This window comes from Streptomyces pinistramenti, from assembly GCF_020564935.1.
In the GTDB taxonomy this organism is placed as follows: domain Bacteria; phylum Actinomycetota; class Actinomycetes; order Streptomycetales; family Streptomycetaceae; genus Streptomyces; species Streptomyces pinistramenti.
Genome location: NZ_JAJCXB010000104.1, coordinates 1 through 11,935 on the forward strand (window position 1 = coordinate 1; position 11,935 = coordinate 11,935).

Genomic DNA, 11,935 nt, shown 5'->3' on the forward strand with positions numbered 1-11,935 from the left:
GGTCCGGGGGCAGCGCGCCCCTCGGGAGGGGGTGTGAAAAACAGGTGGAACCGGCGTACGGGTACTAGCTGTGGCCCAGTTCCTCGGCCGGGCCGGTGTCCTCGACCGAGCCGCCGTCGGGCTCGGGGCGCAGGGACAGGGCGTCGACGATCGTCTCGTCGACCACCGGGGCGGCGGGGCGCGGCGGGGCCGGCATGACGGCGGCCTCGGAGTGGCCGCCGCAGCCGTACGCCAGGGAGACGACCCGGCCGTCCGCCGGGGAGAACTCGTTGGCGCAGACGCCGAACGCCTGGCGCAGGGAGCCGGCGAGCGGGGTGAGGAAGCCGCAGGACACGCAGGTCGCGGGCGCGGCCTGGGCCATCGGGGTCTTGGCGCCGTACGCCTCGTCCCAGCGGTCGGCGGCGAGGTGCAGGCCGTAGCGGGAGAGCACCCGGGCGCGGCGCATGCCCAGTTCCTCGGCGACGGCCGCGATGCCGCCGCGCTCCGGGGCCGGCTGGACCGCGGGCGAACCGGGCACGACATCGGCGTCCTCGGCCTCGGCGACCTCGGCCACCTCGCCGGGCACCGCCCTGGCGACTGCGGAGTTCGGCGGCGGGACGTCCTCACCGGTGTAGCCGGGCTCCAGGCGCAGGTCCTCGGCCTCGGTGGGCAGCAGGTCGCCGGGGCCCATGTCGCCGGGGCGCAGCCGCTCGCTCCACGGCACCCATTCCGGGGCGAGGAGGGCGTCGGGGCCCGGCAGCAGGACCGACTCGTCGAGCGTGACGACCTTGGCGCGGGAGGCCCGTGCGACCGTCACCGCCCAGCGCCAGCCGCGGTAGCCGGGCTCCTTGCAGGCGAAGAGGTGCGTCACCACGCGGTCCCCGTCGGCGACCGCGTCGATGTGCTCACCGACCATGCCCGGCAGCGCCGTCTCCTCCGCCGCCGCACGGGCAAGGTCGACCGCCTCGGCGCACAAGCGGTCAGGGGTACGGCTTCGCATCGCAGCACTCACAAGAATCGATTCTCTCTTCCACGCCGTCTCACGAGTGCGCCAGCCGGAGCTGTCCTGTCCTGTCCGGACGACCGGCAGGGCCGGGGCGGGCGGAGCGGACCTGGGGACCGCGTCGACGTCCGCGCCCGATCGCTTGGGTCGAGCGCACCTCTTACGACCCATTCTGCGGGATCGCACAAAGGCGCGCGGCCAAGAACGACCGCCGGTGGCGCGCTACACACGCTACCCCTTCCATCGTGGACGACCCCTCGGCGGGAGCGGCAAATGTCTTCGGCGACCGCCCTCGCCGGTGCCGCGCCCTGCGGGACGGCGGTGACACCTTGCGCGAGAAGACGGGGAAACCACCATCTCCTGGGCGAGTTCGGGCAGTATGGCCAGGTGGCTGCCGCAAGGGCGTCGAAGGTGTCGAAGACATCACGGGTGTCACGGGCATCGACCGCAGGCCGGAATCGAGGCAATCGGGCCCGCCGGGCGGGCCGGGCGGCCGGCCGCGTGCTGCGCAGCCCGTTCACCGGCGCGGCCCGCGGGCTGCGGCGCGTCACCCACGCGCACGGCGCGGGCGAGTCGGGCCTCGGCAAGCTGATCGAACTGCACGCGGTGAATTCCGCGGGCGACATGATGATCACGGTCGCGCTGGCCTCGACGGTCTTCTTCTCCGTGCCGACGGACCAGGCGCGCGGCCGGGTGGCGCTCTATCTGGCGGTCACGCTGGCGCCCTTCGCGCTGCTCGCGCCGGTGATCGGGCCGCTGCTCGACCGGATCCCGCACGGCCGGCGGGCCGCGATGGCGGGCTCGATGCTGGCCCGTGCGCTGCTGGCGGTGACGATGTCGGGCGCGGTCGCGGGCGGCGGCCTTGAGCTGTATCCGGCGGCGCTCGGGGTGCTGGTGGCGTCCAAGGCGTACGGGGTGGTGCGCAGCGCGGTGGTGCCGCGGCTGCTGCCGCCACGGTTCTCGCTGGTCAAGGCCAATTCGCGGGTGACGCTCGCCGGGCTGCTGGCGACCGGCGCGGCGGCACCGGTCGGGGCGGGGCTGCATCTGATCGGCCCGAGCTGGCCGCTTTTCGGGGCTTTCGTGGTGTTCGCCGGCGGCACGTTCCTGTCGTTCACGCTGCCGCACAAGGTCGACTCCGGGAAGGGCGAGGCCCGCGCCCGGCTGACGGCCAGGGCCGAGTCGGCGGGCCCGCCGCGCTCCCGGCGGCCCGGCCTGCGGACCGTCGGGCCTTCGGTGCTGCACGGCCTCCAGGCCAACGCCGCGCTCCGCTCGCTCTCCGGCTTCCTGACCTTCTTCCTCGCCTTCATACTGCGCGAGCACCCGCTGACCGGGCTCGGTGCCGCCACCTCGCTGGGCCTGGTCGCGGTCTGCGCGGGCGGCGGCAACGCGCTGGGCACCGCGGTCGGCGCGTGGCTGCGGGCCCGCGGCCCGGAGCGGATCATCGCGGGGGTGCTGGGCGTCGCACTGACGGCGACGGTCGTCGCCGCGGTCTACTACGACCTGCTGGCGCTGGTGGTGGTCCCGGTGGCCGCGGCCACCGCCGGGCTGTGCCAGGCGCTGGCGAAGCTGTCGCTGGACGCGATGATCCAGCGCGATGTGCCCGAGCAGGTGCGCACCTCCGCGTTCGCCAGGTCGGAGACGGCGCTGCAGATGGCGTGGGTGGTCGGCGGTGCCATCGGGATCGCGCTGCCGCTCATCGGGATGCTGGGGATGGCGGTGGCCGCGGCACTGGTGACGGCCGGCGTGCTGCTGGCCGTGCGGGGGCTGCTGAGCGCGGCGCGGCGGGGTGGGGCGGCGGGTCCGCGGGTGGTGTGAGCGCCTGCGGGCGGTGCGGGCACGGCGTCGGACGCGTCCTTCCCGGCGGGCGCGTGCCGGGCGCGGCACGGCACGCCGCACCCGCGCGTGGTGTGCGCCGGGACGCCAGATAGCCTGCCCGCATGACCGCTGCGTTGATCTCCCGGGGCAAGGGCCGCCGTGCCGCTGCCGCCGTCGGTGCCGTTTCCCTGGGTCTCATCACCCTCTCCGCCTGCGAGAAGCCGACCGATCTGGCGACCGTGACCGTCGGTTCGTCGACGATCACGGCCGAGGCCACACCCGGCTGCAACGGCGACGGAAAGATGCTCGACAAGAAGCAGGTCGAGTCCTGCATCACCAAGAAGGGCGGCAAGACGATCACCGTCCACCCCGGTGAGAAGGTCCGCGTCGGCGTGGAGCCGGATGTCGCGAAGTCCGGCTGGATCGTCATCGGCGGCGGGCCCGTCATGCGCGAGCCGAGCAAGGAGACGTACCGCAGCTTCGACGCGGACACCCTGTTCATGCAGCAGAACCCGCAGACCGGTCAGACCACCTACACCAAGTCGGTCACCCTCCAGGTCGCGGAGCTGGGCCAGGGCCAGGGCCCCAAGACCATGTGGCACTTCACGCTGAAGCAGAAGGACTGAGCACGCTGACCGGGACCGGGGAGCGGCGGCGCGCCGTGCGGGCCGCCTGATGCGGGTACTGGTCGTCACGGCGGTGGCCGCCGAGCGCGACGCGGTGTGCGCGGCGGGCGGACCGTACGAGGCGTACGGCCTGCCGGGCGGCTACCCGCTGCACCGCCCGTCCGGTGACCGGCCGCCCGCCGTCGACGTGCTGGCCGCCGGTGTCGGACCCGCGGCGGCCGCGGCGGGTACGGCCACCGCGCTGACCGCGGCGGCCCTCTCCGGCACCCCGTACGACCTGGCCGTATCGGCCGGTATCGGCGGCGGCTTCGCGCCCGCTGCGCCGCTGGGTTCGCTGGTCGTCGCGGACGAGATCGTCGTCGCCGACCTGGGCGCCGAGACGCCCGAAGGCTTCGCGCCGGTCACCGCGCTCGGCTTCGGGACCGTGGCGCACCGCCCCGACCCGGCGCTGGTGCGGTCCTTCGCGGCCGCGTCCGGCGCGGCGGCGGGCCCGGTGCTGACCGTCTCGACGGTGACCGGCAGCGCGGAGCGCGCCGCCGAGCTGGCGGCCCGTCATCCGGGTGCGCTGGCCGAGGCCATGGAGGGTTTCGGCGTCGCCGAGGCCGCCGCCGCCCACGGTGTGCCGGTCCTGGAGGTCCGTGCGGTGTCCAACGCCGTCGGTCCGCGCGAGCGCGACGCCTGGCGGATCGGCCCCGCGCTCGCCGCGCTGACCGGCGCATTCGGCGCGCTGCCCGGCGTCCTGAGCGCCCCGTAACACCCCGGCCCTGCGCCCGGTCGCGGGCCGGGCCCACTTGGAGGAGGACCCCGTGAACCGGCCGCTGAACATCGCGTTTTCGCCGTGCCCCAACGACACCTTCGTCTTCGACGCCTGGGCGCACGGCCGCGTCCCCTGCGCCCCGGACCTGTCGGTCACCTTCGCGGACATCGACCTCACCAACGGCATGGCCGAGCGCGGCGAGTTCGATGTGCTGAAGGTGTCGTACGCGGTGCTGCCGTGGGTGCTGGACGAGTACGCGCTGCTGCCCTGCGGCGGGGCGCTGGGGCGGGGCTGCGGTCCGCTGGTGCTGACGAAGCACGCCGGTTCGGCCGCGGGCCTCGCGGGCAAGACGGTGGCGGTGCCCAGTGAGCGCTCCACCGCGTATCTGCTGTTCCGGCTCTGGGCCGCGGCCGAGGTGCCCGGCGGGGTCGGCGAGATCGTCGTGCTGCCGTTCCACGAGATCATGCCCGCGGTGCGCGACGGCAAGGTCGACGCGGGCCTGGTCATCCACGAGGCCCGCTTCACGTACCGGAACTACGGGCTCTCGTGCCTGGCCGACATGGGCGAGCACTGGGAGGACACCACCGGCCTGCCGATCCCGCTCGGCGCGATCATCGCCAAGCGGTCGCTGGGCGCGGACACCCTGCGCGCCCTCGCCGACGCCACCAGGACGTCGGTGCGGATGGCGTGGGACGACCCCGACGCCTCCCGCCCGTACGTGCTCAGGCACGCCCAGGAGATGGATCCGGCCGTCGCCGACCAGCACATCGGGCTGTACGTGAACGAGTTCACGGCCGACCTCGGCGAGCACGGCTACGCCGCGGTGCGCGGGCTGCTCACCCGCGCGGGGGCCGAGGGGCTGGTGCCGCCCCTCGGCCCTGATGCGCTGACGTTCGTCTGATTCCGGGTGACCGGCCGGCCGGGCGTCCTCAGACGTCCAGCTGGTCGGCGACCGCCCGCAGCATGCCGGCGATCTTCGAGCCGTGCGCCTTGTCGGGGTAGCGGCCGCGCTCCAGCTGCTGGGTCACGTTCTCCAGGAGCGTGGTGAGGTCCTGGACGATCGACGCGAGTTCGTCGGGCTTGCGGCGCTGGGCCGCCGCCACCGAAGGCGCGGGGTCGAGGATGGCCACGGAAAGTGCCTGGTCACCGCGCTGGCCTGCAACGACGCCGAATTCGACGCGCTGTCCGGGCTTGAGTGCGTCCACGCCGTCGGGCAGTACCGACGAGTGCACGAAGACGTCATCGCCGTCATCACGGGAGAGAAAGCCGAAGCCCTTCTCGCTGTTGAACCACTTGACCTTGCCGGTAGGCACGTCTGTCCTCGTCCTCGTACTCGTGGGAAAAAACTGGCGAACTGCGGGAAATGCGGAACTGCCGGATGCGATAGCCGCTGGACTGCGGAATGTGCGGAAAAAACGGGTCTGGATAGCAGTGCAGCGGGTCACCTGGACCCGCCGTCACCAAGGCTAGTGGTCCGGTGCCCGGTGACAAGACGTCGCCAGGTGGTTCCTCGGTGCTCCTGGCCCGGACTTACCCTGGTCAGGTGTCTGACGAAACTCCCCAGGCCGGGGATCTGCTGGTCCGAATCGGCGCGATCACGTTCTTGATTGGCGCACTGGCCACTCTGGCCACTGTGACGCCGCTGTTCATCGGCGCCGAACCGCTGCCCTCCGTCTTCTACTGGGTGTGCATGCTGATGGGCGTCGGCTTCCTCGTCGCCGCCGCGGGGGTGATCAGGTCCGCCGCCGCCCAGCGCCGTCAGGCGGACGCCGCTTCCGCGGCCTCGTCCGCGACGTAGCGCCGCAGCCAGGCCGGGAACGCGGTCAGGTCGTCGAGTACGACGTCGGCGCCGGCCGCGCGCAGTTCCCCGGCGTCGCACGGGCCCGCGGCCACGGCGACGGACAGCGCGTCCGCGGCCCGCGCGCCGCGGACGTCCCCGGTGTGGTCGCCGACGTAGATCTGCGCGCCGTACTCCTTGAGCGCCTCGGCCTTGGCCTCCGCCCAGAGTGAGCCGACGAGGGCGTCCGCCGCGATGCCGAGGCGTTCGAGGTGCAGTGCGGCGTTCGGCTCGAACTTCGCGGTCACCACGACCGCCCGCCCGCCGGCCGCGTGGACGGCCGCTATCGCCTCCAGGGCGCCGGGCATCGCGAGCGTCGGCCCGATGGCGTACGCGGGGTACAACTCGCGGTAGACCGCGCTGATTTCGGCCACCCGCTCCTCGGGGAACCAGCAGCGGACCTCGTCCTCAAGGGGCGGCCCGAGCCGGGTCACGGCGAGGTCGGCGTCGATGGGGGTGCCGGTACGGGCGGACAGCTCCTGGTAGGCCGCCTTGATGCCGGGGCGGGAGTCGATCAGCGTCATGTCGAGGTCGAATCCGACCGTCAGAGGGTGCGCAGCCATGCCTGCCATTGTGCCCGCGCGTGCTCCGCGGCCCTCCCCTCGGGGCGCGGGGCGGCCGGGCCGGACCGCCGGAGTACCCACGCCGACCCACGGCCGGGCCGTACCCTTAGCCTTGCCTTACCTAAGCGTGTGCCCGGGTGTCCCTGGCCGGATCCACGGGCACGCTCTCAGCCACGGATATCTCGAAATGGACCCGATGTCAGCCGACCAGGCAAGCAGTCCCGGAGGCGCCGCAGCGCGTCCCCGCATATCCGGCCGCCGCGCCTCATGACGCCCGGGGTACGCGGCCGCCGGCTCGGCCTGACGGCGGTGGCGGTGCTCGCGCTGCTGCTGGCCGTACTCTTCTCGCTCGCCGTCGGCAGCCGGATGTTCGCCCCGTCGGAGGTGGTCGGGGCGCTGCTGCACGGCGGTGACGGGGACGCCGCCGAGGTGGTGCGGTTCCTGCGGCTGCCGCGCACGCTGATCGGCCTGATGGTCGGCGCGGCGCTGGCGATGGCGGGGACGGTCATGCAGGGCATCACCCGCAATCCGATCGCCGACCCGGGGATCCTCGGCATCAGCCAGGGCTCGTCGGTCGGCGTGGTGCTGGCCATCTCCCTCGCCGGTGTGCACACGTTGACCGGCTATGTCTGGTTCGCGTTCGCCGGTGCCGCGATTGCCTCGGTCGTCGTCTACGCCATCGCCTCCAGCGGCCGCGGCGGCGCCACCCCGGTCAAGCTGGCGCTGTCCGGTGCCGCGATCAACGCGCTGCTGGTGTCGGTGACGATGGCGGTGCTGACCACGCAGGCCGCGGCGCTGGACGAGTTCCGCTTCTGGCAGGTCGGCTCGCTCACCGGGAGGGACAGCGAGGTGGCCGGGCAGATCTGGCCGTTCCTGCTGGTCGGCGCGGTGCTGGTGCTGTCCGTCGCCCGCGGCCTCGACGCCCTGGCGCTCGGCGAGGACGTCGCCAAGGGCCTCGGCCAGAACGTCGCGACCGTACGGATCGTCGGCGGCCTCGGCGCGACGGTGCTGACCGGCGCCGGGGTCGCGGCGGCCGGGCCGATCGCGTTCGTCGGGCTGGCGGTGCCGCACATCGCCCGCGCGATCGTGGGCAGCGACCACCGCTGGGTGCTGCCGATGGCGGCGCTGCTCGGGCCGGTCATCGTGCTGGTGTCGGACACCATCGGGCGGATCGTGTTCCCGCCGTCGGAGGTGCCCGCGGGCGTGATGACCGCGCTGATCGGTGTGCCGTTCCTGGTGACCCTCGTCCGCCGGAAGGCGGTGGCCGCATGACCGCCCCTGCCACATCGCCCGACGCCGCCGTACGGCGCCCGCCCGCGCGTCCCGCCGGTCACGGCCGCCTGACGGTCGGCCGGGCGTCCTTCCTCGTGCACCGCAGGGCCGCCGTCGTCGCGGCGCTGCTGGCGGTGCTGCTGGCCGTCGTGTGCCTGGCGTATCTGTGCATCGGCGAGAGCTTCGTCGCGCCGTCCGACGCGCTGAAGGTGGTGCTGGGGCAGCCGTCGTCGCAGGAGCTGGTGGTCGGGACGCTGCGGCTGCCGCGGATGGTCGTCGGGCTGCTGGTCGGCGCCGCGTTCGGGGTGGCCGGTGCGCTGATCCAGACGGTCGCCCGCAATCCGCTGGCCAGCCCGGACATCATCGGCGTGACGCAGGGCGCGAGCGCGCTGACGGTCGGCTCGATGACCTTCGGCGTCACCTCGTACGCGGTGCTGCCGTACCTGTCGGTGGCGGGCGGGCTGCTCGCCGCCGGGCTGGTCTATCTCTTCGCCTGGCGGGGCGGGCTGCACGCCACCCGCTTCGTCCTCATCGGCATCGGCTTCGCCGTCGCACTCCGCTCGGTCACCCAGCTCTTCCTGACCAAGGGCGACTATCTGGTCGCCCAGCAGGCCCAGGTGTGGATGACCGGCTCGCTCAACGGCCGCGGCTGGGCGGAGGCCGCGCCGCTGGGCTGGGCGCTGCTGGTGGCGCTGCCCTGCGTGCTGTGGGCGGCGCGCGCCCAGCGGACCGTGTCGATGGACGACGACACCGCGACGGCGCTCGGCGTCCGGCTGGGGCGGACCCGTCTCGGCCTGGTCGCCATCGGTGTGGTGCTGGCGTCGATGGCGACCGGCGCGGCGGGCCCGGTCGATTTCGTGGCGCTGCTGGCGCCGCAGATCGCGCGCCGTCTGACGCGCACCGCGCAGATCCCGCTGCTGAGTTCGGCGCTGCTCGGCGCGGGCATCGTCGTGTTCGGCGATCTGCTGGCCCGCAAGGTGTTCGCGCCGACCGAACTGCCGGTGGGCGTGCTGACCGCGGCCGTCGGCGCCCCGTATCTGATCTGGCTCATCATCAGGGGCCATCGCACCCGTAGCCGTGCCGCAGGAGGACAAGCGTGACCGAGACCGGCGAGAGCGTCGTCACGGATGCCGGGGACGGCTCCCCGAGCCGGCTCACGGCGCGCGATCTGACGCTGGCGTACGACGACCGTACGGTCGTCGACGGCCTGGACCTGGACGTGCCGCAGGGCGCCGTCACCGTCGTCGTGGGGCCCAACGCGTGCGGCAAGTCGACGCTGCTGCGGGCCCTGGGGCGGCTGCTGCGGCCGCGCCGCGGTGCCGTGCTGCTGGACGGCACCGATCTGGCGCGCATCCCGACGAAGAAGATCGCCAGGTCGGTGGGGCTGCTGCCGCAGACCCCGGTCGCGCCGGAGGCCATCACCGTCGGCGATCTGGTGGCCCGCGGTCGGCAGCCGCATCAGCGCTGGTGGCAGCAGTGGTCGGACGACGACGAGCGCGCGGTGGCCGAGGCGATGGAGCGCACGGACGTGGCGCAGCTCGCCGAGCGGGCGGTGGACGAACTGTCCGGCGGCCAGCGGCAGCGGGTGTGGATCGCGATGGCGCTGGCCCAGGAGACCGATCTGCTGCTCCTGGACGAGCCGACGACCTACCTCGACATCGCGCACCAGGTCGAGGTGCTGGACCTCGTACGGCAGCTCAACCACGACCGGGGGCGGACCGTCGTCGCGGTGCTGCACGACCTCAACCAGGCCGCGCGGTACGCCGATCATCTGGTGGCGATGAAGGCGGGCCGGATCGTCGCCCAGGGGCGGCCGGGCGAGGTCGTCACCGCGGGTCTTGTGCAGGAGGTGTTCGGCCTTGAAGCGGTCGTGGTGCCCGATCCGGTCACGGGCTCGCCGCTCGTGGTGCCGGGCCGGCCGTGGGCGGGCCGCTCCGGCTGAGTCCCTGACCTGTCTTCCCTTCTCCCGCGTTTACCGAGCAGGTTTCCCGAGCAGAAAGGGCAGTTCATGTCCCGCTTCGCCGTCCCCCCGCGCCGTACCGCGGCCGTCGCGCTCACCGCGCTGACCGCCTCCCTCGCGCTGGCCTCCTGCGGATCCGGAGATCCGGGCTCCGCTTCCGGTGGCTCGTTCAAGGCCGCCGACTGCCCGAAGCAGCCCACGACGCGCTGGGCGGAGCCGGCGTCCGGCGGCGGCACGCACACGGTGGCGACGGCGACGGGCGACGTGCAGGTACCGGTCGCCCCGAAGCGGGTGGTGGTCCTGGACACCGCCGAACTGGACTCCGCGATCACGCTCGGCGTCAGGCCGGTCGGCGCCACCCGGTCCGATGTGGCGTCGGGCTTCCTGGACTACCTGCCCAAGGACAAGGTCGCGGGCATCAAGGACGTCGGCAAGATCGGCGCCCCGAACCTGGAGGCGGTCGCGGCCCTCAAGCCGGATCTGATCCTCACCAGCAAGGTCCGCGACGGCCGCAGCTACCGGCAGCTGACGAAGATCGCGCCGACGGTGATGACCGAGACCACCGGCTACCCCTGGAAGCAGAACTTCGCCACGCACGCGGCGGCGCTCGGCCGGATCCCGCAGGCCAAGAAGGCCGTTGCGGCGTACGAGGCGCACGCGAAGAAGGTCACGGCGGCGCTGGGCGGGGCGGCGAAGACCAAGGCGCTGCGGACGAACATCGTCCGCTTCGTCGAGGGGGCCGACACCCGCGTCTACGGCTGCCGGAGCTACGTCGGCACCATCCTCGCGGACATCGGCACGGGGCCCACGGACGTCGTCGACGGGGCCAAGGACGGGCTGATGACGGAGCTGAGCGCCGAGCAGATGAACAGGGCCGACGCCGACGCCGTCTTCTACGCGAGCTACGGCACGCCGGAGAAGTCGAAGGAGGCGCAGGTCACGGGGGGTGCGCTGTGGAAGAACATGCGGGCGGTGAAGGGCGGCAGGTCGTTCCGCGTCGACGATCAGCTGTGGATTCAGGGCATGGGGTACACGGCGGCCGGCGAGATTCTCGATGAGGTGCAGCAGCGGCTGGGCAAGAGGTGAGGCGGGGCGGGGCTTGGTGACCCGGTACGGCCCCTCCGGCCCACCCGGTCTCGTCGACGGCTGACCGCCGGTGGGCCTCAGCCCTCTCGCCTCGCCCCTCGGGCCTCGGGTGACTCAGTTTGTCCAGCGGCGCATACGCCACAGGAGGAAGAGGGAAGAGGCCACGGCGGCGATGCGGACCATTCCGGGGAGGGCGTCCAGGAGTTCGTGGCCCAGTTGGCCGGGGGCGATGGGGGCGCCCCAGCGGCCGTCCAGGCGGCCCCAGAGCCAGATCAGCATGCCGCCTACGAGGATGCCGGGCACGCCCAGTGCGGCGAACTTCGCCTCGGCGCGGGAGAGTCGGCGCGATACGTAGGCCAGTGCCCAGCCTGCTGCCAGTGCCAGCCAGGATCCCAGTACGGCGCCTGCGACCAGCAGCACCACGGCCAGCGTGATCACCGGGCTGAGACGGATGCGGACGGCGCCTGCGGAGTCCTGGGCCTCGTCGGCGGCGGGTTCGGCGGGCGGTGTGGCGCGCTTGCGGGTGAGGGTACGGCGCAGGATGCCGGGCAGGGGCGGCTTGCCTGCGGGGGGCGGGGCGGGCGTGGTCCCGGGGTCCGGTTTGCCGTCCTTGGCCTGGGTGTCGTCCTTGGGGCGTTCCCATATTTCCGGGATCTCGATGCCGCCGACGAAGCCGGGCACCGACTCGCCCGGCCCGAACGGCGCCGCCTGTACCCGCCACCAGTCGGGACCGTCGTCGCCGCCCAGTTCGTCTGCGCCCGCCAGGTGGGGCGGGGCACTGGCGGCCGGGGGCAGGGTGAAGCGCGGTCCTGCGGTGTCGCCCGCCTGCTCGGCCGTCGGCCCGGCGGCCTTCTTGAGGAAGCTGAGTTTCGGTACGGGAGCGCCGCCTTCCGGCAGCGGGCGGTCACCGTCGCGGGGCGCGGGGACCGTCCCGGTGAGGCCACTACGGGCGGCCAGGCTGCCGAGCCTGTCGCGTACGCCGGGGCGGGGGGCCGGTGGTTGCGGATTGGGGGGGCGGGTGTCGGCGGCCGTGTCCC

Annotated in this window: 13 protein-coding genes; 9 read left to right on the forward strand and 4 right to left on the reverse strand. The window is 73.5% G+C overall.

Annotated elements, in window-relative coordinates:
• Positions 1-64 precede the first annotated feature (64 nt).
• Positions 65-979 (reverse strand): DUF3027 domain-containing protein, encoded by a 915-nt coding sequence (locus tag LIU39_RS33905; protein ID WP_227050826.1) that lies wholly within the window; start codon positions 977-979, stop codon positions 65-67.
• Between the two features lie 432 nt (positions 980-1,411).
• On the opposite strand from LIU39_RS33905, the gene LIU39_RS33910 reads away from it, so the two are divergent.
• From LIU39_RS33910 to LIU39_RS33925, 4 genes are all read left to right on the forward strand, one after another.
• Positions 1,412-2,797 carry an MFS transporter gene (locus LIU39_RS33910; RefSeq protein ID WP_227050837.1) on the forward strand — a complete coding sequence of 462 codons (1,386 nt, stop codon included), beginning with the start codon at positions 1,412-1,414 and terminating at the stop codon, positions 2,795-2,797.
• A gap of 122 nt (positions 2,798-2,919) precedes the next feature.
• Entirely contained in the window at positions 2,920-3,423 is a 504-nt protein-coding gene (locus LIU39_RS33915) for a hypothetical protein (protein WP_227050827.1), read from the forward strand.
• Between the two features lie 49 nt (positions 3,424-3,472).
• The gene (locus LIU39_RS33920; protein ID WP_227050828.1) at positions 3,473-4,177 is read left to right on the forward strand and encodes a futalosine hydrolase; all 705 of its coding nucleotides are present in this window, start codon (positions 3,473-3,475) and stop codon (positions 4,175-4,177) included.
• A gap of 52 nt (positions 4,178-4,229) precedes the next feature.
• Positions 4,230-5,081 (forward strand): 1,4-dihydroxy-6-naphtoate synthase, encoded by an 852-nt coding sequence (locus LIU39_RS33925; protein WP_227050829.1) that lies wholly within the window; start codon positions 4,230-4,232, stop codon positions 5,079-5,081.
• Between the two features lie 28 nt (positions 5,082-5,109).
• On the opposite strand, the gene LIU39_RS35405 is transcribed toward LIU39_RS33925, so the two are convergent.
• A complete protein-coding gene (locus LIU39_RS35405; RefSeq protein ID WP_308409449.1) occupies positions 5,110-5,493 on the reverse strand; it encodes a cold-shock protein in 384 nt (127 codons plus the stop codon).
• Between the two features lie 230 nt (positions 5,494-5,723).
• Here LIU39_RS35405 and LIU39_RS33935 point away from each other — a divergent pair, with 230 nt between their 5' ends.
• Entirely contained in the window at positions 5,724-5,978 is a 255-nt protein-coding gene (locus tag LIU39_RS33935; protein ID WP_227050830.1) for a hypothetical protein, read from the forward strand.
• Here LIU39_RS33935 and LIU39_RS33940 read toward each other — a convergent pair.
• The gene (locus LIU39_RS33940; RefSeq protein WP_227050831.1) at positions 5,939-6,580 is read right to left on the reverse strand and encodes an HAD family hydrolase; all 642 of its coding nucleotides are present in this window, start codon (positions 6,578-6,580) and stop codon (positions 5,939-5,941) included. The genes LIU39_RS33935 and LIU39_RS33940 overlap by 40 nt on opposite strands.
• Positions 6,581-6,847: 267 nt before the next feature.
• Here LIU39_RS33940 and LIU39_RS33945 point away from each other — a divergent pair, with 267 nt between their 5' ends.
• The 4 genes from LIU39_RS33945 to LIU39_RS33960 all read left to right on the forward strand — a co-directional run bounded on the left by LIU39_RS33945 (position 6,848) and on the right by LIU39_RS33960 (position 10,898).
• On the forward strand, positions 6,848-7,852 hold the full coding sequence (locus tag LIU39_RS33945; RefSeq protein ID WP_227050832.1) for a FecCD family ABC transporter permease: 1,005 nt from the start codon (positions 6,848-6,850) through the stop codon (positions 7,850-7,852).
• Entirely contained in the window at positions 7,849-8,952 is a 1,104-nt protein-coding gene (locus LIU39_RS33950; RefSeq protein ID WP_227050833.1) for a FecCD family ABC transporter permease, read from the forward strand. The genes LIU39_RS33945 and LIU39_RS33950 overlap by 4 nt, the downstream gene beginning before the upstream one ends.
• On the forward strand, positions 8,949-9,794 hold the full coding sequence (locus LIU39_RS33955; RefSeq protein WP_227050834.1) for an ABC transporter ATP-binding protein: 846 nt from the start codon (positions 8,949-8,951) through the stop codon (positions 9,792-9,794). Before LIU39_RS33950 ends, LIU39_RS33955 begins: the two co-directional genes overlap by 4 nt.
• Before the next feature lie 66 nt (positions 9,795-9,860).
• A complete protein-coding gene (locus LIU39_RS33960) occupies positions 9,861-10,898 on the forward strand; it encodes an ABC transporter substrate-binding protein (RefSeq protein WP_227050835.1) in 1,038 nt (345 codons plus the stop codon).
• A gap of 114 nt (positions 10,899-11,012) precedes the next feature.
• Here the strand turns inward: LIU39_RS33960 and LIU39_RS33965 are convergent.
• A partial coding sequence (locus LIU39_RS33965) for a hypothetical protein (protein ID WP_227050836.1) occupies positions 11,013-11,935 on the reverse strand: 923 nt, incomplete at its 5' end.